Origin of the sequence: Nocardia elegans NBRC 108235, from assembly GCF_001612845.1 — a bacterium.
GTDB lineage: Bacteria > Actinomycetota > Actinomycetes > Mycobacteriales > Mycobacteriaceae > Nocardia > Nocardia nova.
On record NZ_BDBF01000002.1, the window covers coordinates 126,282 to 149,644 of the forward strand.

Here is a 23,363-nt window from a genome sequence, read left to right on the forward strand (position 1 = left end):
GTGTTATTCGTAGTGCGACGCTGAAACGATCACGCTCCGGCGCCGGCTAACGCCGCGCCCGCGCACCGAGATAGTGCAGATGTGCCGACCGCCGGTCGGGTGGAGACGGGAGTTCGAGGGTGAGCCGGTTCACCGAGGAAATGTTCGCGACCGCACAACGTTCCCGCCGGGGGCTGATCACCGGGGAGCCGGAGGCGCCGCTACGCCGGGGGTGGGACGAGATCCACCGCCTCGCGCGACGAATGGCGGGCGGGCTCGCGGCGGCCGGGATCGAGCACGGCGACGCCGTCGGTGTGCTGGCGGGTATGCCCGCCGATATCGCGCCGGCCTGCCAGGCGATCTGGATGCGCGGGGCGTCGATCACCATGCTGCATCAGCCGACGCCGCGCACGGATCTGCAATTGTGGGCCCGCGACACCGAGACGGTGCTGCGGATGATCGAGGCCCGCGCGGTGGTGCTGGGCGCGCCGTTCGAGGTGGCGGCGCCGCTGCTGGCCGAACGCGGTATCACGGTGGTCCTGACCGACGACCTGGCCGCCGGATCCGATACCGATCCGGTGCCGACCGAGGAATCCGATATCGCCCTGCAGCAGTTGACATCCGGTTCCACCGGATCGCCGAAGGCGGTGCGGATCACGCACGAGAACTTCTATGTCAACGCCTACGCCATGTTCGACCGGGTGAAGTTCCAGCTCGATCAGGACGTGATGGTCAGCTGGCTGCCGCTGTTCCACGATATGGGCATGGTCGGATTCCTCAGCGTGCCGATGCAATTGGGCGCCGAGGTGGTCTGTGTGACGCCGATGGACTTCCTGCGGCGGCCGATCCTGTGGGCCGAACTGATCTCGAAGTACCGCGGAACGGTCACCGCCGCACCCAATTTCGCCTATTCGCTGCTGACCCGCCGCTTGGCGCGCGCCGAGGACGGCAGCGTGGATCTGAGCAGTGTCCGGTACATGTGGAACGGCGCCGAACCGGTCGATCCCGACACCATGGAGGCCCTGGCCGCGGCCGGGAAACGCTTCGGGCTCAGCGCGTCCGCGCTCACACCGGTGTACGGCATGGCCGAAACGACACTGGCGGTGTCGATTCCGGATCCGGGCGTCGGGCAGGTCGTCGACCTCGTCGACGCGGATCTGCTCGAAGCGCTCGGCAAGGCGATTCCGGTGACGGACGCGCCGGCCCACCACGGCAATCTGCGCCGCCTGCCTCTGCTCGGCCGGCCGGTGGACAATCTGGAGATCCGGGTGGTCGACGACGAGCACCGGCCGTTGCCGACCCGAACCGTGGGTGTGCTCGAGGTGCGCGGACCCGCGGTCACCGCGGGCTATGTGACCGTCGACGGTTTCCGGCCCGCGCGCGACGCCGAGGGCTGGCTCGACACCGGCGATATCGGCTATGTGACCGAGGACGGTTCGGTGGTGGTCTGCGGCCGGATCAAGGACGTGATCATCATGGGCGGGCGCAACATCTTCCCGACCGATATCGAACGCGCCGCACTGCGCGTCGCCGGCGTGCGGCCGGGCAACGCGGTCGCGGTGCGCCTGGACGCCGGGCAGAAGCGCGAGAGTTTCGCGGTCGTGGTGGAGAGCAACGACTTCCAGGATCCCGAGGTGGTGCGCCGGATCGAGCACGAGGTCGTGCACGAGGTCTTCAGCGCGGTCGGCGCCCGCCCGCGCAGCGTCACCGTCCTGGGCCCGGGAGCGCTGCCGAAGACGTCCTCGGGGAAGCTGCGCCGCTCGGCCACCGCGGCGCACCTGAACTGATCGTCACGATAGTTGCTGCGGTACCGGATCTTCCGAGGCGTCCAGCGGATAGCGGTCGCCGAGCGGGGTCCGGTCGCGGTACACGAAGGCGGCGACCAGATCGTCGGCGACGCGGGCCAGATCGTCGCGGCCCTCGACCGCACCGCACCAATCCAGCGGTAGCGCGTCGAGGCCGTGACGGGCTCCGAGGATGTTGCCGGCCGCGGAACCGGTGGAGTCGGAGTCGCCGGAGTGGTTGACCGACAACAGGAATGCGCGGCGCAGGTCCCCGGTCCGCTCGGCGTCCAACGCGCAGTAGACGCCGATGGCCAGGCATTCCTCGGCCACCCAGCCCGCACCGACCTGTTCGACCCCTTCGGAGGTGGCGGGTCCCGCGTCCGCAATGGCCACGGCCTTGCGCAGGGCGGCGGCGGTTTCCGCACCGCCGGCGACCGCCTCCACCTGACTCGTGGTGTCCTGCACCGCGGTTCGCAGATCGGCGCCGTTGACGAGCCGGTCGATCAGCGCGGCGAAGGCGCCGGCGGCCAGATATCCGGTGGGATGGCCGTGGGTGAGCTGGGCACACCGCGCCGACGCCTGGAAGGCGGCCTCGGGTCCGAGGGCGGCCAATCCGAACGGGGCGGACCGCATGACCGTCCCGCAACCCTTGGAGTCCTCGTTCACCGGACCCGGGACGCCGAAGGGATGGGGTTCGCGATAGCTCCGCGCCTGCCGGTTCAGCCCGCCCATACACGCGTTGCCCGGTGCGCGCACCGCGTACAGATACGACAGACTCGCCAGCCAGCCGTCGGGGCGTGCGTCGGGCGCGTGTTCGCGTTGGGTCCGCAGCCAGCGCAGATAGGCGCCGCGCAGAGCGGGCGCCGGATCCGCGCCCGGCGCGCACCGCAACAGCCCCTCGGCGGTGAACAGCGTCATCTGGGTGTCGTCGGTGATCTGCCTGGGCGCGGATTCGTCTGCCGCCGGGGCGAATCCGGTGAGCCCGTCGGGACCGAACCGATCCCGGATCTGTTCCAGCTTCAGGAATTCGATCGGCCAGCCCAGCGCATCGCCGACCGCCCCGCCCAGTAGCGTGCCCCGATACCGATCGAAAATCGTCGTGTAGTCCTGCACGGCCACCGATCTTCGCAGAGATCACTCAATGCAGTTGGTTCTGGGCGGTTTCCAGCCCCACCCGCAACAGCAACTCCACCGCGTCGGCGGTCTGTTCGACCAGCACCGGAACCTCCTTACGTTCGGGCGCGGAGAACGGTTTGAGTACGAAATCGGCCGGATCCTGCCGGCCGGGCGGGCGGCCCACACCGAACCGGACCCGCAGATAGTCCTTGGTGGACAGGGCATTCGAGATCGAACGCAGCCCGTTGTGACCGCCTTCGCCGCCGCCGCGTTTGAGCCGGATGCTGCCGAAGGGCAGATCCAGTTCGTCGTGCACGACGATGACCTCGGTGGGCGGAACCGAGAAGAACCGGGCCAGCGCCGCGACGGGGCGGCCGGACAGGTTCATGTAGGTACGCGGCTTGGCCAGCAGTATCTTGCGCCCGTCGAGCCGGGCCTCGAGCAGATCGGCGCCCGACTTCTTGTGCACGGTGAACCGGCCGCCGATGCGCTCGGCGAGCACATCGGCGACCAGGAAACCGGCATTGTGCCTGGTGCGCTCGTATTCGGGCCCGGGATTACCCAAGCCCACCACGAGCGCGGGGGCAGTAGATTCCGTCATCAGATTCCGTCATCGAAATCCGTTGAGCGACCGAATTATTCGGCGCTCTCGACCTCACCCTCGGCCTCGCCCGCACCCTCGCCCTCGACGGCCTCGGCGGCCGGAGCGACGATGATGTTGACGATCAGGGCCTCCGGGTCACCGGACAGGGCAGCGCCCTTCGGCAGCTCGATCTGACCGGCGGTGATCTGGGTGCCGGCCTCGGCGCCCTCGATCGAGACCTCGATGGACTCGGGCACGTTCAGCGCGTCGACCTCGATCGACACGGTGGTGGCCTCCTGGGTGACCAGGGTGCCCGGGCCCGCATCGCCGGCCAGCGCGACCGGCACGTCGACGACGACCTTCTCGCCACGCTTGACGATCAGCAGGTCGGCGTGCTCGATGTAGCGGCGAATCGGGTGGACGACCACCGACTTGGTCATGGCCAGCTGCTTCTTGCCGTCGATCTCGAGGTTCAGGACGGCATTGGTGCCGTGCTCACGCAGGATCGCGGCGAAGGCCTGGGCGTTGACCGCCAGGTGCTTCGGCGCCTCGCCGTGGCCGTACAGGACGGCGGGAACGTTGCCGTCGCGACGGGTGCGGCGCGCGGCGCCCTTGCCGAATTCGGTGCGGGTCTGAGCTGCGAGGACGCTGACGTCGGACATGACTGAAATACTCTCCTACGGCTTTCCGGGGCGGACGGTGTGCTGGCCAGGTACTGTCCTGATTCGGACGGCCCTGACGAAAGGGTCTGCTCGTCGGGCGATGACCGCACGACAACGGCCGGAAGCCGAGCCGCGTCGATCACGGTGTGCACTGGGTGCGACACCCTCGCCGAGACAACCTGAGAACAATAGCATGTAGCGGAAAACGCTTCCGCGCAGCACCCCGATGCGGTATTGCACGCCGAACCGGACACCGGTCCATCCTCGGTCCGGGCCGGTTCAGGCGGATCCGGCGCGGAAGTGCGCGGCGTAGCAATCCACGTAGCGGCGGCCGGAACGCATCGCCAATTCCACCATGGGCTCGTCGGTGGCGGTACGCACCGCTGCGCGATCGACAGGCGGAAAAGTGCGAGGCGCACCGAAGACGATGCGAACCTTGCCGAAGCGCAGCAGCCGCCGCCCACGCCGATTCACCCGATCGGTGCCGCTCAATGCCACCGGCACGACCGGTACCACATGCGCACACCCTTCGACGATGGAGTAGACCCTGCTGGCCGCGGTCGCGGTGCGCGGGTTCGCCGATCTCGGCGCGCGTTTCGCGGTGCACGACAACGAGATTCCGCGGGTGCGGATCGACCGCATGGCGGGTGAGTACATCGACTTCGCGGCGCAGCGGCCCGAGATGTTCACCCCCATGTTCCGCCACGATCTGCTGCAGGGATCCGGAGAGAACCTGCGCCGCAAGACGATTCCGATCTATCGGTCGTGGGCGGATCTGGTCGCCGGTTGCGTGCCGGACCGTGCGGAAGAACGTGCCTTCGGACTGTGGACGAATCTGCACGGCATCGCGACGCTGGTCGCGAATGGGAGCGTGGAACTGATCGCGCCGGGCATCGATCCGAACCGGCTGGCGCTGCGAACGGTCGCCCAACACCTGGCCGACTGACCTGGCACCTGCCGGATGCCCAGCACACCGGCCCTGACCGGCGGCTTTCCCCACGGCACTCGCCGCCCGGCGCGGGCCGGACGGGCCTGTTCCCGTATTCTGATGCTTTGCCCTGTCCCGCGAAGAGGAGCCGATCGGTGAATTCCCCCTCAGCCAGCACGACCACATCCGGGCGGGTGGCGCAGGAGGCGGAACGGCGGCGCACCTTCGCGGTGATCTCCCATCCGGACGCGGGTAAATCGACGCTCACCGAGGCCCTGGCCCTGCACGCGAAGATGATTTCCGAGGCCGGCGCCATCCACGGAAAATCCGGGCGGAAATCCACCGTTTCCGACTGGATGGAAATGGAGAAGGCGCGCGGTATTTCCGTCAGCTCGACGGCGCTGCAGTTCGAGTACGGCGAGTGCGTGATCAATCTGGTCGACACGCCCGGCCACTCCGATTTCTCCGAGGACACCTACCGGGTGCTGACGGCCGTCGACGCCGCAGTCATGCTCATCGATGCCGCCAAGGGCCTGGAGCCGCAGACGCTCAAACTGTTCCAGGTCTGCCGCCACCGCGGCATCCCCGTGATCACCGTGATCAACAAGTGGGACCGCCCGGGCCGGGCACCGCTGGAACTGCTCGACGAGATCAGCGAGCGGATCGGCCTGACCCCCACGCCGCTGTTCCTGCCGGTCGGCATCGCGGGTGATTTCCGCGGCCTGCTGCGCCGCGGTCCCGAGGGCGCCGCCACCGAATACATCCACTTCACCCGGACCGCGGGTGGCGCGACCATCGCGCCGGAGGAGTCGTATTCGCCCGAGCAGGCCGCCGCCCGCGAGGGTGAACCGTGGGAGACCGCGGCCGAGGAGAGCGAGCTGCTCTCGGCCACCGGCCAGGACCACGATCAGGAACTGTTCCTCGCCGGGCAGACCTCACCGGTCATCTACGCCTCGGCGATGCTGAACTTCGGGGTGCGCCAACTGCTCGACACCCTGGTGGCACTGGCCCCGCCGCCCGGCCCGCGCGCCGACGTCGACGGCGCACCGCGGCAGCCGGCCGACCCGTTCAGCGCCGTCGTCTTCAAGGTGCAGGCCGGTATGGACGCCGCGCATCGCGACCGGCTGGCGTTCATGCGCATCGTTTCCGGAGAATTCGAGCGCGGCATGGTCGTCACGCACGCCCAGACCGGACGCCCGTTCGCGACCAAATACGCGCTCACCGTCTTCGGCCGCGAACGCGCCACCGTCGACACCGCCTACCCCGGCGATGTGGTCGGTCTGGTCAACGCGACCGCCCTCGCCCCCGGGCACACGCTGTTCGTGGACAAGAAGGTGGAGTTCCCGCCGATTCCGTCCTTCGCGCCGGAACATTTCGCCACCCTGCGCGCGCGTAGCGCCGGCAAGTACAAGCAGTTCCGCAAGGCCATCGATCAGCTCGACTCCGAGGGCGTGGTGCAGGTGCTGCGCAACGATCTGCGCGGCGACGCCTCTCCTGTGCTGGCGGCGGTCGGCCCGATGCAGTTCGAGGTGGTCACCGCCCGCATGCAGGCCGAATTCAACGTCGAAACGCAGCTGGACTTCCTGCCCTATCAGCTGGCCCGGCGCACCGACGCCGCCTCCTCGCCGGAGCTGGACCGCCAGCGCGGCGTCGAGGTCTTCACCCGCACCGACGGCGTGATCCTGGCCTTGTTCAGCGACAAGTGGCGGCTGCAGTACATCGAGAAGGAAATGCCTGAGCTGACGCTGGAACCCCTCGTCGCGACCGCGGACTGACCGCGTGGTCGGACCACGCCGAAAACTCAGCCGATCGCCTCGTCCGGTTCTTCCTCGACCGACCCGCCCGGCGTGTCTTCGATATTCGACACCACGGCCGGGATATCGGGCACCGAACCCGGTTCACCGGTGATCACGCCCCACCGGCCGGCGGTCAGCCGCAGACTCGGCAGGTCCGACAGCGACAGCACCACCTCGTAGGTCCGCTCGTATCCGGTGTGGGCGATACGCCAATGGCCGTCGTCGCAGCGCACATACCGGTCGTTGTAGAACGCGGCCCCGCGCAGCAGCATGTTGTGACCGGGAATGAGCACGGTGTCGGCCAGGTACCAGGTGCCGGTCGCCGAATCGCCGTCGATATCGATCTCGGGATGGTCGCACCGATGTTCGGTGATGACGTGGGGCCCGAGGGTATTGCGCATGAACGCCAGGAACGCATCACGCGACTCGAACTGCAGGTACTCGCTGTAGGTCGCCGTCGCCTCCGGGATCATCGTGTCGGCGAAGTCTTCCCACGATTTGGTGTCGAGTGCTCTCAGGTACCGGAACTTCAGCCGGCTGATCGCGGAGACGGCATCGGAATCCATACCTCAACAATCCCACCGGATCCGGCGAATCTGCGCAGATCGGAAAATCTGTATCGTATCGCTACACAGCGTTGACCGGCGGCCGCGGGTCAGGACCCGTTGATGGTGAAGCAGGTCTTGCAGAAGTCCTCGCCGAATTCGGTGAGGCGCAAGCTCTTTCGCACGATCTTGGGCACCCGGCCGGCCTGCTTGAGCGCCGATTCCACGATCGGCTGGACCTCGAGCACCATATAACGGCTCAACACCACCGGATCGTCGGAAGTGGTCAGCAGACCGAGCCGGTTCAGGTTGATCAGATACAACCGCGACCGGTCCGGATACCGCACGCCGGCCTGCTCCGGCACCGAGGTCAGATCTCCCGCGACCAGCTCGGAACCGATCCCCAGCGGCCGGTTGGTGCGCACGTCGACCGAGGGCTGCGGGCCGTTGATGGCCATGAACCGCAGAATCCGCGCCTCGTCCGAGGACAGCTGATCGAGAATGCGGTCGTAGGCCGGATGGACTTCCTCGGTGAAGTACACATCGGCCGAGCGCGCGAGCAGATTGTCGCCGCGGCGGCGCAGATCGACCAGGGTCGAGGAGCGGACCAGCCCGCCGGTCGACGGGCCGGGCGCCTGGCCGTTGGTGGGGACGTAGCTGACGATCTCGCGCACCGACCCCTCGGTGACGCCGAGGACGCTGCGGGCGACGGACTGCAGAGCGGCTCCGGTGCGTTCGGCGATCTCGGTGGAGGATTCGCCGTCCAGCGCGGCCTGGGCGATCTGCTTGGTGACCTCGAGACCGGTGCCGACGGCCCATTGGCCGCCGCGGACCGCGGTCCCGGCTGCCAGGCCGGCAGCCCGGAAGACGCCGCGGATCATGCGGGCTTCGTTGCTGATCTGCCGCTTCTCCACGTCCGAGCTGCGTTCCACAGCGCGGGAACCGGGTCGGACCACATCCTGTCCGGTCCTGTCGTCTGTCACGTCATTCTCCGAATATCGCCAGGTGAACGAATCCGCTCACATATTCTTACCGCACCCCGAAGGCCACCGGCCATGTTCGGCGGCTCTCGGCCATGAGCGCCGACACCCGCACAGCGATAGCGGCATCAATGTGGTTCCGGTCATTCTTGCGGCTGCCGCTGTCCGGTGCGACATTCCGATCGCACGATGTGATCGAAGTCTCCGCCGATACGCTACCGTGTAGCGGCTTCCAACCCGAATTGGATGGCGACTTCCGCGGCGACCTCCGTGGTTACGCAGGCTGCCGCCTCCGGCCGCGTCGCTACAGTCGCGGAATTGCATGGCGACCTCCGCGGCGACCTCCGTGGTTACGCTCGCTGCGTCTCCGGCCGCGTCGCTCCGGTCGCAATTGGACCCGTTTCCGGAATTCACAGTAAGGTTCGCCTGGCCGACGGGGTACGTTGTAGTGCCGGTGTGACGGCGGTCACCGGTAAGGGGTCGGCAGGAGGGTGTCGTGCTGGATAGTTTGCTGGGTTTTCACCCGACGATTTTGCTGGAACTGATCACGATCCCCCTCTTCACGGGTGTCATCGGCTATATCACCAACTGGACCGGCATCCTGATGCTGTTCAAGCCGCTACGCTTTCACGGGTTTCGGGTACCGGGTCTGAAATGGTTGTTCCCCTATCTTCCCAAGCGCATTCAGGTGCTGCCGCTGCTGCAGTACGACGGCCGCATGGGCTGGCAGGGAATCGTGCCCTCGCGCGCGGACAAGATGGCCTCGATCGCGGTCGACAAAGGGCTCTCGAAACTCGGCAGCGTCGCCGACTTCTATCGCGAACTAGAGCCCGATGAACTGGCCGCGCATCTGACCGATATGGCGCAGTCGCAGATCCGCGACATCGTCGAGGAGATTGCCCGCCGGGAACATCCACAGCTCTGGTACAACCTGCCCGCGCAGGTCCGGGAGTTGGTACACGAGCGGGTCCGGGAACAACTTCCGGATATCCTCAAGGAACTGACCGACGAACTCGGGTCGAACATCGAACAACTGCTCGATGTCAAACAGATGGTGATCCGATATTTCCAATCGCGGCCGCAGTTGCTCAACACCGTATTTCAGGTGCTGGGCGCCAAGGAGTTGCGGTTCATGCAGAACTTCGGCTTCTATTTCGGCGCGCCGATGGGTCTGGTGCTCGTCGCGGTGCTGCATCTGACGCATTGGTCGCCGCTGGTGGTGCTGCCGGTCGGCGGTGTGATCATCGGCTGGGTGGTCAACTGGATCGGGCTCAACATGATCTTCGAACCCGCCTATCCGAAGTGGTGGTGCCCGTGGCGGCAGGGTCTGCTGATCAAGCGACAGCCCGAAATCACCGAGGGCTATGCCGAATTGGTGGCCACCCAGATCATCACGATCGCCAATGTCGGTGACGAACTGCTGAACGGCCCGCGCTCGGACCGCACCATGCAGGTGCTCGAGGACACCTTGCGCCCGGCCACCGACCGCGCGCTCGGGCCGATGCGCGGGGCGCTGAAGTTCGTGATCGGCAGTCGCGACTACGCGACCCTGCAGAACCGCTTCACCGACGAGGCCAAATCGCTGGCACCGGCCGCCTTCGCCGATCCCGGATTCAACGCCCAGCAGAGCCGGCAGGTCAGCCAGTACATCGCCAAGCAGATGGCGGCGCTGAAACCGCCGGACTTCGTCGACATGCTGCGCGCGGCGATCAAACAGGACGAGTGGCTTTTGTTCGTCCATGGCGGTGTGCTGGGGCTCATCGCCGGTTACGCTCATCTTCTGATCTTCGGAACGGAAGTAGCGAACGTATGGCTGTGAGCGGATCCGCGCCGGAAACCGGTGACGGCGCCGAGTTTTCGATCGAATACGCCGAGGTGGTGGCCGAATCCGGCGCCGACGCGGCGGCCGGTACCGGTGCGACCGAGATCGAGACGGTCTTCCCCGACCCGGACGCCCGCTCCACCGACCTCGTCGCGCGCCGGTCGGCCGAATTGATGCTGCCCGAGGATGCCCGCCCGGGCTGGGCGGGTCCCGTACGCACCACGACCGGTGTGGTGCGGGTGGCGCTCTCCGCGGTGACCGAGGCCGCGGCCTGGGGCCTGGGCACCGCGGCAGGGGTGACGGCCACGGTGGTGCGCGGCAGCATGTCCGGACAGCCGCCGCGGCATGTGCTCTCCGAGGCCGGCGAGCAGGTTCGCGACTCGGTGCGACGGGCGCTCGGCATCGATGCCGCACCCGCGGGCGCCCCCGCGGGCTCGGCGCCGAGCCTGCGCGACCGCGGCGCCGAACTGCTGCGCCGCTCAGCCGATGTGCACTGCGAGGACAGCGACCATCCGGCATTCGCGCGCATCCTCGCCGAACTGGCTCCCGACGAGGCCCGGATCCTGCGCTTCCTCTACCTCGACGGCCCGCAGCCGGCGCTCGACATCCGCACCGGGCGGCCGTTGAGTTCGGGCACCCAGCGCATCGAGGTCGGCATGTCGCTGATCGGCGAGACCGCGGCGCTGCGCTTCCCCGACCGGGCGATCACCTATCTGACCAATCTGCGCCGCCTCGGACTCATCACCATCGACGGCGATCAGCTGGACAACCCGGCCCGCTATCAGCTGCTCGAATCACAGCCCGAGGTGCGGCGGTTGCTCAAGCGCGGGTTCGGCACCAAGGTCGCCTACCGCAGCATCGCGCTCACCTCGTTCGGCACGGATTTCACCTCTGCATGCCTGCCGGTGCCACCACTGGGCCACGCGCTCTGAGGTTGCCACGCCGTGGCCGCTCGTCCCGGCCGCCTTACGACGAACCGGTTCCGGCTGCGCGGGCGCAGGCACCTCCGGCTCAGCCGACCTCTTCGGCGAGTTCCAACCAGCGCATCTCGGTCGATTCCTTCTCGGCCTGCACCTGCTTCAGTTCCGCGCCGAGGCTCACCAGCTTCTCCGGATCGGTGGCGGCTTCGGCCAGTGCGGTGTGCAGGCGTTCCTCCCGCTCGCCGAGTTTCTCCAGGGTCCGCTCCAGCCGGCCGAACTCCTTGCGCGCGGCGCGGTAGGCGGCGGAATCGGTTGCGGGAGCGGATGTTTCGGTCGGCGCGGAGGTTCCGGAGGGGCGGCGTGCGGTGTCGGCGAGTGTCGCGCGGCGACGCAGGTACTCCTCGATCCCGCCGGGCAGGTTGGTGAGCTTGCCGTCGCCGAACAGCGCCCAGGTGGAGTCGCTGATGCGCTCGATCAGATACCGGTCGTGGCTGATCACGACCAGGGTCCCGGGCCAGCCGTCGAGCAGGTCCTCGAGTTGCTGCAGGGTGTCGATGTCGAGGTCGTTGGTGGGCTCGTCGAGCAGCAGCACGTTCGGCTCACTCATCAGGATGCGGGTCAGTTGCAGGCGGCGGCGCTCACCGCCGGACAGGTCACCGACCGGAGTGCGCTGTTTGGCCGGTGTGAATCCGAGCCGTTCGGCGAGCTGCCCGGCGCTGATCTCCTTGTCTCCCAGCCAGGTTCGCTCGGCGACATCGGACACCGCTTCCAGCACCCGCATATCGGTGGGCAGATCGTCGAGTTCCTGCCGCAGCCAGCCGATCCGGACGGTCTGGCCCTGAATCCGCTTACCGGCCGCCGGTTCCGCGTCACCGGCGAGAGCGCGCAACAGGGTGGTCTTGCCCGATCCGTTCACACCCACCAAGCCGACCCGCTCTCCCGGCGCCAACCGCCAGGTCAGATCGCGCACCAATTCGCGGCCGTCGGGGGTGGTGAGGGTGGCGTCCTCGAGTTCGATCACCACGCGGCCCAGGCGTTTCCGTGCGAAGGAGGCCAGCTGCACGGTGTCGCGCGGCGGCGGCACATCGGCGATCAGGGCCTCGGCGGCCTCGACCCGGTAGCGCGGCTTCGAGGTGCGAGCCTGCGGTCCGCGACGCAGCCAGGCCAATTCCTTGCGGGCCAGATTGCGGCGGCGCGCCTCGGTGGCATCGGCCTGGCGGGCCCGCTCGGCGCGGGCGAAGATCCAGTCGTTGTAGCCGCCTTCATAGCTTTCGACCTTGCCGCCCACCACTTCCCAGGTGCGGGTGGCGACGGTGTCGAGGAACCAGCGATCGTGGGTGACCACCACGAGTGCGCTGCGGCGCGCCAGCAGATGTTCGGCCAGCCACTGCACACCCTCGACGTCGAGGTGGTTGGTGGGCTCGTCGAGGACCAGCAGATCCAGTTCGCGCACCAACGCGGCGGCCAGCGCCACACGGCGACGCTCGCCACCGGACAGATTCGCGACCGAGGTGTCCATGCCCAGATCCGCGATGCCGATACCGTCGAGCACGCTGCGGATGCGCGGGTTGGCGGCCCACTCGTGTTCGGCGACACCGTCCGTGCGCGCGTCCTCGGCGAGCCCGGCCAGCACCACCTCGCCGACGGTGGCCCCTTCCGGCAGCACACCGCGCTGAGTCACCACCGCCATGCGCAGGCCGTTGATCCGGCTCACCCGCCCGCTGTCGGGCTGCTCGAGCCCGGTCAGCACCTCGAGCAGTGTGGTCTTACCCCCGCCGTTGAGACCGACGACCCCGATCCGCTCACCCTCCTGCACGCCGAGGGACACGTTGTCCAGCAGCGGGGTGATTCCGAAGCTCTTGTGGACCTGCTCCAGATTGATCAGATTCGCCAAGGGGTCAGTCCTCTCCGAGTATGGCGGGCCTCCGGGTGTGCCACGAGCTCGGCGGATCCGGCCGCGTCGCGCGCGCCGGCTGCGCTCCCGCAGCGGCGGGACCACGCCCGTCGGCTTCACCCGTGAAGATTACGGCACGAGGGTGCGCACTTCCGGCGCGGGTGAACCGGGCCCGAGCCCGCGCTCTCCGAATACGCCGCCCTGACGGCGACCACCGGTGGTGCGTTCCGTGGAACTCGCGGGAGACGCGGACCGCACGCACGGGTCGGCCTCCGGCTACACCAGCATGCCGATCTCGGAGCCCCACGCAGACCGGTCCCCCAGCCACACGCGTACGCCGACTTCGAGGCCACGCACGCCGGCGCCGGCGCGGTCACCACATGCACGCAGATCTCGGCTTCGCGTTAACCCGTAGCCACCCCAATGCGGCCGTTTACCTCCTCTGCGACGGACCGAACCGCAGTGGTACCGCGTGGCTCCACATGGATCGCGGTTGCGAAAAAGGTTGAGGCATAGGTACTCTGCGGGCAATCCAAATGGGCTCTCCAGAAGTATGGCCGTAGTGCGGGAGCCCCGCCTCGTGAGGGCGCGGAGTGGGCGGCGCTGATTTGTCGACCCCACATTCGGAGGATTCTCATGACCGACTCGTCATCTGCCATCGCCACCTCGTCGTCCGGCGACCGTGCAGGCGACAGTTCCGGGCAGCCGGAAGCACCGCGCACAGCCCACGGTGTGAAGGTCGGCATCGGGCTGCCGATCGCCGACCCCCAGTCACTCGTCGCATGGGCCGAGCGGGCCGAATCGGGCCCGTTCTCCACCCTCGGGCTGCTCGATCGACTGGTCTACGACAATCCGGAACCCCTTGTGACACTTGCGCATCTGGCCGGTGCGACGCAGCGGATCCGATTGCAGACCGAAGTGCTCCTCGCACCACTGCGGGAGACCGCGTTGCTCGCGAAACAGGTCGCCACCCTCGACCGGCTCTCGGGCGGCCGATTCACCCTGGGGCTCGGTGTCGGCGGCCGCGCCGACGACCATGAAGCGTCCGGGACGCAATTGCGCACGCGCGGAAAGCGATTGGACGAGCAGATCACGACGATGCGCCGGCTGTGGTCCGGTGAACCCTACAGCGAGAGTTGCGCCGCGATCGGCCCGCTGCCGCACACCTCCGGCGGTCCGGAACTGCTGTTCGGCGGATTCCAGCCCGCCGCGCTGGAACGCGTCGCACGCTGGGGCGGCGGATTCCTCGCCGCGGCCGCACCCTCGTGGGCGCCGGGCCTGTTCGACACCGTGCGGCGGTTCTGGCGCGAATACGATCGCCCGGGTTCACCGCGCATCGTCGCGCAGGTCAACGTGGCCCTGGGTCCGCGGCACGTCATCGACGACGCCCGCGCCGCCATGTCGGCGTACTACGCCTTCAGCGACTACGGCGCGAACATGGTCGAGGGCATGCTCACCACACCGGAGCAGATCCGCACGGTCACAAAGCAATTCGCCGATCTGGGCGCCGACGAAGTGATCTTCTACTGCTACGGGCGAGACCCGGAACAGGTCGACCGCCTCGCCGACACCCTCAGCTGAACGGTCGTACGTAGCTACCGGCCGGCGCCGACCCGCACTCGAGCCGATCGGCGCCGGCTCGTCACGTCCGGTCAGTGACGCCCGTCGGCCAGCACACGCGCACCGGGCACCGGACCGGTCGCGGTGCGGACGCTGCGGCACACCCCGGCGCCGGAGAGTTCGGCCGAGACCTCCACCGCATCGTCCTCGCTACCGCACAGGAAGGCACAGGTGGGCCCCGAGCCGGAGACGATTCCGGCGAGGGCGCCCGCCTCGACGCCGGCACGCAGGGTGCGGCGCAGGGCCGGATTCAGCGACAGGGCGGCGGCCTGCAGATCGTTGCCGAGCAAGGGCGCGAGCTGGGTGGGGTCGCCGGAGGCCAAGGCCTGCAGCAATTCCTGCGGGTCGCCGAGGCGCGGCGGATCGCCGTTCTCGCGCAACCGGTCCAGTTCGCCGAACACCTTCGGCGTCGACAGCCCCTCCTTCGCCAATGCCAGCACCCAGTGAAAAGTGTTGCGCGACAACACCGGGAGCAGTTTCTCGCCACGGCCGCGGCCCAGTGCGGTGCCGCCGTGCAGCGCGAAGGGCACATCGCTGCCGAGTTCGGCCGCGACCTCGGCCAACTCGTCGCGCGACATCTCCAGCCCCCACAATTCGTTGAGCCCCACCAGCGTCGCGGCGGCATCCGCGCTGCCGCCGGCCATCCCCCCGGCCACCGGAATACCCTTCTCGATCTCGATCTCCACCAGCGGAGCGCGGCCGGCCAGATGTCCGAGCCGGACGGCGGCCTGCCACACCAGGTTCGTGCGATCGGTGGGCACCTGGGCGGCGCCCTCCCCGTGCACGGTCACGGCCAGCGATCCGGCCGGAGCGATCCGCACATCGTCGGCCAGCGACAGCGCCTGGAAGACCGTGGTCAGTTCGTGGTATCCGTCGCTACGCAGGTCATCGACCCCTAGATGAAGGTTCACCTTGGAGGGGGCGCGGACGACCACGGAACTGGGTACTACAGACAGCACGGGGCTAGGTTATCCGTCCGCGCGGCAAACGGTCGGTTTGCCGCGCGACGCGGGGCTCCCGCAGCTGGGGACTCGCCGGACACCGGCCGCCATGACAGGCGGCCGACGCCGAATTTCCGGCCAACGCCAGGCCGATTACCTGCGCAGACGGGTGTCGCCGGAGATGCGCGCCACGGCGGACGAAATTCCCCGTCGTCCCCCTTGCGTCAGGTACCCATGGGGGGTATGTTCAGTGATGTCAGGGGATACCCCCTCACCGTATAAGAGCGAGCGAAGGAAGCGATCATGGCTACCAGCACCTACACCGTCACCGGGATGACCTGCGGCCACTGCGTGGCGTCGGTGCAGAAGGAGATCGGCAAGATCGACGGCGTCACCAGCGTCGACGTAGACCTCGCCTCCGGCCGCGTCCAGGTCGAATCCGCCGCACCGCTGACGGACGCCGAGGTCGTCGCCGCCGTCGACGAGGCGGGATATCAGGTGGCGAGCTGAATGAACGACAGACTGAAGTTCGCGGCATTCGGCGGCGGACTGGTCGTGTTGTTCGGGGCCGCGCTCGGCATCGGCGCCCTGGTGGGCGATCCGGCCGAGCCGGCCGCCGGCCACGGCACCGGACTTCAGGCCACCCAGGAGGGATACACCCTCTCCGAGGTGAGCGCACCTACCGAACCCCACACCCCCGGCACCCTCCGATTCCGGATCACCGGCCCCGACGGCGCACCGGTCACCCAGTACACCGATCTGCACGAGCGGGACCTGCATCTGATCGCCGTCCGCTCCGATACCACCGAATACCGGCACGTGCACCCGGTCCGCGACGCCACCGGCACCTGGTCGATCGATTGGACGTGGGCCCAGCCGGGCACCTATCGCATCTTCGCCGATTCCCGGCCCGCGGCGGCGCCGGATGAACTGGTGCTCAGCCGCACCGTCACCGTGACCGGCGCGACCGCCGATCGGCCCCTGCCGCCGGTCTCACGCACCACCACCGTCGACGGCTACCAGGTTCGCATGGACGGCGATCTCTCGACCGGCGGCGGCGAGGTGGGATTCACCGTCACCCGCGACGGGCGGCCGGTCACCGATCTGCAACCCTATCTGGGTGCCTACGGGCATCTGGTCGCACTGCGCGGGAACGATCTGTCCTACCTTCATGTTCATCCCGAAGGAGAGGTCGGCTCGACACCCGCCGGGCCGCGGGTCGCCTTCCACGCCCAAGCGCCCAGTACCGGCGCCTTCCGGCTCTATCTGGACTTCGCCCACGGCGGCGCGGTTCACACGGCGGAATTCACCGCCGAGGCGGTAGCCGGGCAGCAGAGCGGGCACCACGACAACGAGCACAACAACGGAGAGCACGGAGGAGGTCACCAATGAGCGCGCCCACGACAGAGCGCTCCGTCGAGCTGGATATCGGTGGCATGACCTGCGCCTCCTGCGCCGCACGCATCGAGAAGAAACTGAACCGGATCGAGGGCGTCACCGCCACGGTCAACTACGCCACCGAGAAGGCGAAGGTCAGCTTCCCCGAAACGGTGACGCCGGATCAACTCATCGAACGTGTCGTCGACACCGGCTACACCGCCACCGTCCACGACACGCGTCCCGCGCAAACCGCTGCGGCCGAAGAGGTTTCCACCGATTCGCCGCTACGGCAACTGCGGAATCGGCTGCTGGTGAGCCTCGCGCTGGCGCTTCCGGTCATCGCTCTGGCGATGATTCCGGCGCTGCAATTCCGGAACTGGCAATGGCTTTCGCTGACGCTGGCCACGCCCGTCGTGTTCTGGGGCGGCGCCGCCTTCCATCGCGCCGCGTGGATCAACGCCCGGCACGCCACCGCCACCATGGACACCCTGATCTCGCTGGGCACCCTGGCGGCCTACTCGTGGTCGGTGTACGCGCTGTTCTTCGGCGATGCCGGGATGCCGGGTATGAAGCACGGCTTCAGCTTCGCGGTCGAGCGCTCCGCGTCGGCGTCGAACATCTACTTCGAGGTCGCGGCCGGTGTGATCGTCTTCATCCTGGCCGGGCGGTATTTCGAGACCCGTGCCAAGGAGCGGGCCGGTTCGGCACTGCGGGCGCTGCTGGAACTCGGCGCCAAGGATGTGGCGGTACTGCGCGACGGCGTCGAACACCGAATTCCGGTGTCGGAGTTGCGCGTCGACGATCTGTTCCTGGTGCGTCCGGGTGAGAAGGTCGCCACCGACGGTGTGGTCACCGACGGCAATTCGGCTATCGACATGAGCATGCTGACCGGTGAATCGGTGCCGGTCGAGGCGGGCCCGGGCGATCCGGTGATCGGCGCGACCGTCAACGCCGGCGGGGTGCTGACCGTGCGGGCCACCCGCGTCGGCGCCGACACCCAGCTGGCGCAGATGGCCGCACTGGTGGAGGAGGCGCAGAACGGCAAGGCGCCCGTGCAGCGGCTGGCCGACCGTGTCGCCGGCGTGTTCGTCCCGATCGTGATCGCGATTTCGGTTGCCACACTGGGCTTCTGGCTCGGCAGCGGCGCCGCGGTGGCGGTGGCCTTCGGTGCGGCGGTCGCGGTGCTGATCATCGCCTGCCCGTGCGCGCTCGGCCTGGCCACACCCACCGCACTGCTGGTCGGCACCGGCCGGGGCGCCCAGCTCGGCGTCCTGATCAAGGGGCCACAGGTGCTGGAATCGACCCGGCGCATCGACACCGTCGTGCTGGACAAGACCGGAACGGTTACGACCGGCACCATGTCGCTGGCCGAGGTCATCCCCGCCGAGGGCCAGGATCGCGACGAGCTGCTGGCCGTCGCCGCGGCGGTGGAACACGGATCCGAACACCCGGTGGCCCGGGCGGTGGTGCGTGGCGCCGCCGAACAGGGTCTGGCCGAGGAGCCGGTGCAGCAGTTCGTGAGCCACGGCGGTAAGGGCGTGCAGGGTCTGGTCGGTGAGCGCGCGGTCGTGATCGGCCGCACCGAACTGCTCGCGGATTGGTCGATCCCGCTGCCGGAGTCGTTGGCGCAGGCCAAGTCCGAAGCCGAGACCGCCGGGCGCACCGTGATCGTGGTGGCCTGGGACGGGCAGGCGCGCGGTGTGCTGGTCATCGCCGATGCGATCAAGGCCTCGAGCGCCGAGGCCATCGCGGACATGCGGTCGCTGGGACTGACGCCGGTGCTGTTGACCGGTGACAATGCCGCGACCGCGCGCACGGTCGCCGATCAGGTCGGCATCGACGAGGTGATCGCCGAGGTGCTGCCCGCCGACAAACTCGACGTGGTGAAGCGCCTGCAGGATCAGGGCAAGGTCGTCGCGATGGTCGGCGACGGCGTCAACGACGCGGCCGCCCTCGCCCAGGCCGACCTGGGCCTGGCGATGGGCACCGGCACCGACGTGGCGATCGAGGCCGGCGACATCACGCTCGTCCGCGGCGATCTGCGGACGGTCGGCACGGCCATCCGGCTCTCCCGGGCCACCTCGCGCACCATCAAGGGCAACCTGTTCTGGGCGTTCGGTTACAACGTGGCGGCGATTCCGCTGGCGGCGGCCGGACTGCTCAACCCGATGCTCGCGGGTGCGGCCATGGCCCTGTCGAGTGTGTTCGTGGTGAGCAACAGCCTGCGCCTGCGGCGCTTCCACTGAACGAATCCGCCGAATGTCCCGTCCGATCGGACGGGACATTCGGCGTTCCCGCCCCGGTCCGCCATACTTTCCGTCCGAAGAGAAGAATGCGCTGTCGCGTCGGCCTGTTTCCCAGCGACCGGCCGCGCACGAGGACAAGGCAGGGACCACATGAGCATCCTGTTCGGGATCGGTTTGGTGATCTGGTTCGTCAGCATCGCCGCGATGTTTCTCGCACGCGCCCTCGACGACCACAGACAGCAGGTCTTCCGGGCGAGCCTGGCACTGTGTGCGGTGGGATCGATACTCCTCGCCATCGGCACGCCCTTCGTCAGCGGCAATTCGATGAATAAGAACATCCTGGTCAGCGGCGGATTCACCGTGATGGCGTCCCTCTGCGCCTACTCGGTCCTGATCACCCGCCACCGCCCCGCCACTCCTCCGATACCGCTGCCGATCCCGTTCACCCCGCCGAGCGACAACCCCGCCGCCACCGCCGCGCCGGCACCCCCGTCACAAGACTTGCCGACCCGCACACCGACCGCGGACTCTCGCCCACACGATCCGAGCCGCATGTGACCACCACACCTTTGCCCGGGTCCGCTGCCTGACCTTGACGTTAACCGCGGTTCAGGTTTTAGCGTCGGAGGCGACCGTATCCCACCGAAGGGCGCCGCGATGAAGATCCTCGAAGTCGAGCTCACCACAACACATTTCGCCGCCACGGCGGAGTTCTATCGCGACGTGCTCGAGCTTCCGGTCATCGCGCAGCCTGATGGTGTTGTCGTCGAGATCGGCTCCAGCAGATTGAGGGTGACCGCGGGCGCTGTCTTCGACGGCGTGCACCATCTCGCGTTCGGCATCTCGCCACACGACTTCGACCTCGCCCGTCGTTGGTTGCGGCAGCGGACCGAATTGCTCACGGTCGGCGGTTCCGACATCATCGACGGCCCGGAAGGATGGGATTCTCGATCGCTGTATTTCCGGGGGCCGGACGGAATTCTGCTGGAACTGATTGCGCGCAAGGCCGATCGAGCGGCACCGGGCAGCCCGGACCAAACCCCGCACCTGTTGTCGATCAGCGAGGTCGGCATCGGCGTGCCCGACGTCCACCAGGCCGTACGCCACCTCGCCGAGGCCTTCGAACTCCCACCCTTCCCGCCACAACTATCCGAATTCGCCCCGATCGGCAGCCACGACGGGCTGCTCATCCTGGCCCGTTCCGGCCGAATCTGGTTCCCCACAGAGGAAGACGTCCCCGCCACCGGACCGGTATCGGTCCGCATCGAATCCGCCGGCCACAGCGAAAAGATCGCTCTGACCGACGAAGCCGTCGTCCAGTGCGCTCAGACACACCCTGAATTCAATACGTACGGATAGACCTTGCCGTCGAATCCGTGCACGTACAACACCCACGGTTCGGAATCACAATGCCGCGATGATTCCTCGATCCGGAACGGAAGCGGCCACCGGCGCCCGCTGTCGTGCGGTTTTCCGTACCTGTTCCGCAGTTTGTCGAGCTCGGCGCTGTCGGCCGGCGCGGCAACGCGACCGTAGTCGGTGCCGTCGATACGAGGCGGAGGCGTGAACATCCATGTCCACGCCTCGTACCGGACCGTGGAGTAATAGAAGTCCACCGCACCGAGGACGACGACGGCCACGCAGACAGCAAACACCAATTTCCGACGCATACCGATTCGCCTTCAGTCTCCGGGATAGTTGACTTTGATCATGTGATATTTGACCGGGAACGACGTCCAATCGCCCTGCTGCAACGACCAGGCGACCTGCTTGTTCTCGTGCGAGTGGTAGTCGACGACATCGGCCATCACCGTTTGACCGTTGGGCAAAGTGACAGGCTTCTGTCCCACATATATGACGGTGTGGTTGATCTGTCCCGAGTGTTCGCCACTACTCAGCTCGTACTGGACGATGTCGCCCGGCTTCAAACCGGCATGACTGAGCGCCAGCGGGTCGGCCTGCGAGGTTGTCGAATCGATGGTGCCGGTCTGCACCTCCGTGCCACTGGGTGTGCCCGGTGCCGGATTGTTTCGCAGAAGATAGTCGTGGAGATTAGGGGCGCCGCTCCATGAATACGAATTGTCATCAGGCATATCGTCGTGGTGGTTGTAGTACCACCGGCCGGATTCGTCGTGGTGCATGTACGGCACCCCACCGTCGCCTTCGTCCTTGAACCCACCGGCACGCAAACACTGCGAAACGAAGTTCGTGCAGTCGGCGTCGCCGTGGTTGTCATACTCCGGATTACGTCCCAGCGCCCATTGATTCGCGTAGGCGACGGCTGCTGCCCGTTCCGGTGAGAGGCCTCCGCCCGCAATCGCTGCGTCCTGCGAATTGGCCAGAGGAACCATCTTGCGGATCTCGTCGATCGCGGCTTCGATCTTCGGCTTCCACTGCGCATCGGCATTCGCGATCGTGGTCGCGTATCCCACGAGAGTCCGGCTGATCTCGGCAGCGTCATCCTCGTCGGCCATATTGTGAACGGTCCACGCTGCGTCGTTTCCGATCACGACGGGCTCCACCTCGTACAGCCGCACCAACGACTTGATTTGTGCCACCGGGTATTCGATCGCTTGGTAGACCTTCTTGTACACGTCTTCCAGGTCGTAGTACGCGGTCGCCACCGCACGCATTTCGCGCTGTTCGCGATCTGCCCGATCGTCGGCTGCGTTCTTGGCGTCACCCGACCAATGCAGATCATCGTGGATCGTGGTGTGGACGGTGTCCGATGCCGCCTTGATCGAATCAGCAATAGCGGCGGCGTTGGCGGCGACGGCCTGAAGGCCTTCGATATCCCAGGAGGTGACCTGATCCCGCGTGGGAAGCGTCGGCTCGCCAGGCTGGCTCATCGCTGGGCTCCAGCGTGTGGATCTCCGGAATTGAGATCGCCGAGTTGGCTCAGACGCGCAGCGATATCGGTGTCCGTATCACTGTATTCGGTTGCCGAAATGCTCAGTACCAGAGAAATTTCCCGCATCCGAGCTTGGAGGACAGCCTTCGCCTGCCGGCTGGCATTGTCTGCCGAGTCGAGCAAAGACGCAGCGGTGAGGCCTGTGAGGTGAGCGGCCGCTGCGTTGCCGCCCAAACGACACCAGTTGTCGACGTCGTCAGCGACCTTGTTGATCTTACCTGCGGCTTGACGCAGGCTTTCCGGGTCGACATCCATGACCCGCCCCCTTCGTGAGTATCGAACCGGCTGAATCTAGCACCGCCGAAGGGTGGCGGCCCCGTGCGCTAGACGCCCTCGCAGTCCGCTGCGAGCTGATCACCCCTGCTCGGCGAGGCGCACGAAGGCTGCCGTGTCGAGGGTTTCCCCCCGCGCGGTAGGCGCGATTCCCGCCGCGACCAATCGCCGCTCCGCCTCGGCGGGTGATCCCGCCCACCCTGCCAGGGCGGCGCGTAATGTCTTGCGGCGCTGGGCGAAAGCGGCATCGACCACGGCGAACACGCGCTCGCGGTGGGCGGTGTCGAGCGACCACGGTGGGTCGGTGTAGCGCTCGATGCGGACCAGTCCCGACTCCACCTGCGGAACCGGCCAGAACACCTGGCGGCCGACGGCTCCCGCGCGGCGGACGGCGCCGAAGAACCCGGCCTTCACGCTCGGGACGCCGTAGATGCGGGAGCCGGGTTCGGCGGAGAGCCGGTCGGCCACCTCGGCCTGCACCATCACCAAAGCCGTTCGGATACTGGGCAATTCGGCGAGCAGATGCAGGAGCACGGGTACCGCTACGTTGTAGGGCAGGTTCGCGACCAGCGCCGTCGGCTCACCGGGGATATCGGTGGCCGATACGCGCAGCGCATCGCCGGGCACCACGGTCAGCCGGTCGGCGAGTCCGGCGGCGCGATCGGATACGGTTTCCGGAAGATGCTGTGCGAGAACCGGATCCAGTTCCACCGCGACGACCCGGTCCACGACGTCGAGCAGTGCCAGCGTCAGCGAGCCCAGCCCGGGGCCGACCTCGAGTACCACGTCGTCGCGTCCGACGCCGGCCGTGGCGACGATCCGCCGCACGGTGTTGGCGTCGTGCACGAAGTTCTGTCCGAGCTGTTTGGTCGGGCGCACGCCGAACCGTTCCGCCAGCACCCGCACTTCGGCGGGGCCGAGCAGTTCGGCCAGGCCACGGGCTTCGCTCACAGGTTCGGACACGCCCGACAAGGTATCAGTGC

Annotated in this window: 23 protein-coding genes; 11 read left to right on the forward strand and 12 right to left on the reverse strand. The window is 67.6% G+C overall.

The genetic code is table 11. The features are described from left to right. The first annotated feature begins 119 nt into the window (after positions 1-119). Entirely contained in the window at positions 120-1,766 is a 1,647-nt protein-coding gene (locus NE2_RS02655; RefSeq protein WP_063023555.1) for a fatty acyl-AMP ligase, read from the forward strand. Positions 1,767-1,769: 3 nt separating this feature from the next. Here the strand turns inward: NE2_RS02655 and NE2_RS02660 are convergent, their stop codons facing one another. The 4 genes from NE2_RS02660 to NE2_RS02675 all read right to left on the reverse strand — a co-directional run bounded on the left by NE2_RS02660 (position 1,770) and on the right by NE2_RS02675 (position 4,640). Beyond that, positions 1,770-2,876 carry an ADP-ribosylglycohydrolase family protein gene (locus tag NE2_RS02660; protein ID WP_063023557.1) on the reverse strand — a complete coding sequence of 369 codons (1,107 nt, stop codon included), beginning with the start codon at positions 2,874-2,876 and terminating at the stop codon, positions 1,770-1,772. A gap of 25 nt (positions 2,877-2,901) precedes the next feature. Beyond that, positions 2,902-3,480 carry an aminoacyl-tRNA hydrolase gene (pth, locus tag NE2_RS02665; protein WP_063009329.1) on the reverse strand — a complete coding sequence of 193 codons (579 nt, stop codon included), beginning with the start codon at positions 3,478-3,480 and terminating at the stop codon, positions 2,902-2,904. A 35-nt stretch (positions 3,481-3,515) separates the two neighbouring features. Next, positions 3,516-4,124: a 50S ribosomal protein L25/general stress protein Ctc gene (locus NE2_RS02670; protein WP_063023558.1), complete on the reverse strand. Its 609-nt coding sequence runs from the start codon at positions 4,122-4,124 to the stop codon at positions 3,516-3,518. A 279-nt stretch (positions 4,125-4,403) separates the two neighbouring features. Further along, on the reverse strand, positions 4,404-4,640 hold the full coding sequence (locus tag NE2_RS02675; protein ID WP_084493709.1) for a lysophospholipid acyltransferase family protein: 237 nt from the start codon (positions 4,638-4,640) through the stop codon (positions 4,404-4,406). A gap of 49 nt (positions 4,641-4,689) precedes the next feature. Here NE2_RS02675 and NE2_RS02680 point away from each other — a divergent pair, with 49 nt between their 5' ends. Together NE2_RS02680 and NE2_RS02685 are read left to right on the forward strand one after the other, a co-directional pair. Further along, positions 4,690-5,070, forward strand: a complete 381-nt coding sequence (locus NE2_RS02680; protein ID WP_063023559.1) for a TetR-like C-terminal domain-containing protein — start codon at positions 4,690-4,692, stop codon at positions 5,068-5,070. A 137-nt stretch (positions 5,071-5,207) separates the two neighbouring features. Further along, a complete protein-coding gene (locus NE2_RS02685) occupies positions 5,208-6,827 on the forward strand; it encodes a peptide chain release factor 3 (RefSeq protein ID WP_063023561.1) in 1,620 nt (539 codons plus the stop codon). Between the two features lie 26 nt (positions 6,828-6,853). On the opposite strand, the gene NE2_RS02690 is transcribed toward NE2_RS02685, so the two are convergent. Continuing rightward, positions 6,854-7,414 (reverse strand): nuclear transport factor 2 family protein, encoded by a 561-nt coding sequence (locus tag NE2_RS02690; protein ID WP_063023563.1) that lies wholly within the window; start codon positions 7,412-7,414, stop codon positions 6,854-6,856. A gap of 89 nt (positions 7,415-7,503) precedes the next feature. Beyond that, entirely contained in the window at positions 7,504-8,376 is an 873-nt protein-coding gene (locus NE2_RS36855; RefSeq protein WP_030515219.1) for a DUF4393 domain-containing protein, read from the reverse strand. Positions 8,377-8,869: 493 nt separating this feature from the next. On the opposite strand from NE2_RS36855, the gene NE2_RS02700 reads away from it, so the two are divergent. Together NE2_RS02700 and NE2_RS02705 are read left to right on the forward strand one after the other, a co-directional pair. After that, positions 8,870-10,192 carry a DUF445 domain-containing protein gene (locus NE2_RS02700; RefSeq protein ID WP_082856617.1) on the forward strand — a complete coding sequence of 441 codons (1,323 nt, stop codon included), beginning with the start codon at positions 8,870-8,872 and terminating at the stop codon, positions 10,190-10,192. Beyond that, positions 10,189-11,127 (forward strand): Abi-alpha family protein, encoded by a 939-nt coding sequence (locus NE2_RS02705; protein WP_233429632.1) that lies wholly within the window; start codon positions 10,189-10,191, stop codon positions 11,125-11,127. Before NE2_RS02700 ends, NE2_RS02705 begins: the two co-directional genes overlap by 4 nt. A gap of 79 nt (positions 11,128-11,206) precedes the next feature. On the opposite strand, the gene NE2_RS02710 is transcribed toward NE2_RS02705, so the two are convergent. After that, complete coding sequence (locus tag NE2_RS02710) at positions 11,207-13,009, reverse strand: ABC-F family ATP-binding cassette domain-containing protein (RefSeq protein WP_063023565.1); 1,803 nt, start codon at positions 13,007-13,009, stop codon at positions 11,207-11,209. 636 nt (positions 13,010-13,645) lie between these two features. On the opposite strand from NE2_RS02710, the gene NE2_RS02715 reads away from it, so the two are divergent. Further along, positions 13,646-14,590 carry an LLM class flavin-dependent oxidoreductase gene (locus NE2_RS02715; RefSeq protein ID WP_228831343.1) on the forward strand — a complete coding sequence of 315 codons (945 nt, stop codon included), beginning with the start codon at positions 13,646-13,648 and terminating at the stop codon, positions 14,588-14,590. 71 nt (positions 14,591-14,661) lie between these two features. On the opposite strand, the gene NE2_RS02720 is transcribed toward NE2_RS02715, so the two are convergent. Then, positions 14,662-15,588, reverse strand: coding sequence for a 4-(cytidine 5'-diphospho)-2-C-methyl-D-erythritol kinase (locus NE2_RS02720; protein WP_063023567.1), 927 nt, complete (start codon positions 15,586-15,588; stop codon positions 14,662-14,664). Positions 15,589-15,873: 285 nt separating this feature from the next. Here NE2_RS02720 and NE2_RS02725 point away from each other — a divergent pair, with 285 nt between their 5' ends. From NE2_RS02725 to NE2_RS02745, 5 genes are all read left to right on the forward strand, one after another. Next, positions 15,874-16,080 (forward strand): heavy-metal-associated domain-containing protein, encoded by a 207-nt coding sequence (locus tag NE2_RS02725; RefSeq protein ID WP_030515214.1) that lies wholly within the window; start codon positions 15,874-15,876, stop codon positions 16,078-16,080. Beyond that, positions 16,081-16,962 (forward strand): DUF8832 domain-containing protein, encoded by an 882-nt coding sequence (locus NE2_RS02730; protein WP_063023569.1) that lies wholly within the window; start codon positions 16,081-16,083, stop codon positions 16,960-16,962. After that, positions 16,959-19,196, forward strand: coding sequence for a heavy metal translocating P-type ATPase (locus NE2_RS02735; protein WP_063023571.1), 2,238 nt, complete (start codon positions 16,959-16,961; stop codon positions 19,194-19,196). Before NE2_RS02730 ends, NE2_RS02735 begins: the two co-directional genes overlap by 4 nt. A gap of 150 nt (positions 19,197-19,346) precedes the next feature. Then, on the forward strand, positions 19,347-19,754 hold the full coding sequence (locus NE2_RS02740; RefSeq protein ID WP_063023573.1) for a hypothetical protein: 408 nt from the start codon (positions 19,347-19,349) through the stop codon (positions 19,752-19,754). Between the two features lie 99 nt (positions 19,755-19,853). Then, positions 19,854-20,555, forward strand: a complete 702-nt coding sequence (locus NE2_RS02745) for a VOC family protein (RefSeq protein ID WP_063023574.1) — start codon at positions 19,854-19,856, stop codon at positions 20,553-20,555. On the opposite strand, the gene NE2_RS02750 is transcribed toward NE2_RS02745, so the two are convergent. From NE2_RS02750 to rsmA, 4 genes are all read right to left on the reverse strand, one after another. Further along, the gene (locus NE2_RS02750; RefSeq protein WP_063023576.1) at positions 20,522-20,836 is read right to left on the reverse strand and encodes a hypothetical protein; all 315 of its coding nucleotides are present in this window, start codon (positions 20,834-20,836) and stop codon (positions 20,522-20,524) included. The genes NE2_RS02745 and NE2_RS02750 overlap by 34 nt on opposite strands. A gap of 42 nt (positions 20,837-20,878) precedes the next feature. Next, the gene (locus NE2_RS02755; RefSeq protein ID WP_063023579.1) at positions 20,879-22,045 is read right to left on the reverse strand and encodes an amidase domain-containing protein; all 1,167 of its coding nucleotides are present in this window, start codon (positions 22,043-22,045) and stop codon (positions 20,879-20,881) included. Further along, positions 22,042-22,362, reverse strand: coding sequence for a type VII secretion target (locus NE2_RS34670; protein ID WP_062995510.1), 321 nt, complete (start codon positions 22,360-22,362; stop codon positions 22,042-22,044). Before NE2_RS34670 ends, NE2_RS02755 begins: the two co-directional genes overlap by 4 nt. A 99-nt stretch (positions 22,363-22,461) precedes the next feature. Next, on the reverse strand, positions 22,462-23,343 hold the full coding sequence (gene rsmA, locus NE2_RS02760) for a 16S rRNA (adenine(1518)-N(6)/adenine(1519)-N(6))-dimethyltransferase RsmA (protein ID WP_063023581.1): 882 nt from the start codon (positions 23,341-23,343) through the stop codon (positions 22,462-22,464). Positions 23,344-23,363 lie beyond the last annotated feature (20 nt).

What these genes read in the sequence shown, in the direction of transcription:
- NE2_RS02730 (WP_063023569.1), top strand. Translation starts at nt 16,081, where the DNA reads ATGAACGACAGACTGAAGTTCGCGGCATTCGGCGGCGGACTGGTCGTG.
- NE2_RS02745 (WP_063023574.1), top strand. Translation starts at nt 19,854, where the DNA reads ATGAAGATCCTCGAAGTCGAGCTCACCACAACACATTTCGCCGCCACG.
- NE2_RS02755 (WP_063023579.1), bottom strand. Translation starts at nt 22,045, where the DNA reads ATGAGCCAGCCTGGCGAGCCGACGCTTCCCACGCGGGATCAGGTCACC.
- NE2_RS02670 (WP_063023558.1), bottom strand. Translation starts at nt 4,124, where the DNA reads ATGTCCGACGTCAGCGTCCTCGCAGCTCAGACCCGCACCGAATTCGGC.
- NE2_RS02715 (WP_228831343.1), top strand. Translation starts at nt 13,646, where the DNA reads ATGACCGACTCGTCATCTGCCATCGCCACCTCGTCGTCCGGCGACCGT.
- NE2_RS34670 (WP_062995510.1), bottom strand. Translation starts at nt 22,362, where the DNA reads ATGGATGTCGACCCGGAAAGCCTGCGTCAAGCCGCAGGTAAGATCAAC.
- NE2_RS02725 (WP_030515214.1), top strand. Translation starts at nt 15,874, where the DNA reads ATGGCTACCAGCACCTACACCGTCACCGGGATGACCTGCGGCCACTGC.
- pth (WP_063009329.1), bottom strand. Translation starts at nt 3,480, where the DNA reads ATGACGGAATCTACTGCCCCCGCGCTCGTGGTGGGCTTGGGTAATCCC.
- NE2_RS02735 (WP_063023571.1), top strand. Translation starts at nt 16,959, where the DNA reads ATGAGCGCGCCCACGACAGAGCGCTCCGTCGAGCTGGATATCGGTGGC.
- NE2_RS02740 (WP_063023573.1), top strand. Translation starts at nt 19,347, where the DNA reads ATGAGCATCCTGTTCGGGATCGGTTTGGTGATCTGGTTCGTCAGCATC.
- NE2_RS02690 (WP_063023563.1), bottom strand. Translation starts at nt 7,414, where the DNA reads ATGGATTCCGATGCCGTCTCCGCGATCAGCCGGCTGAAGTTCCGGTAC.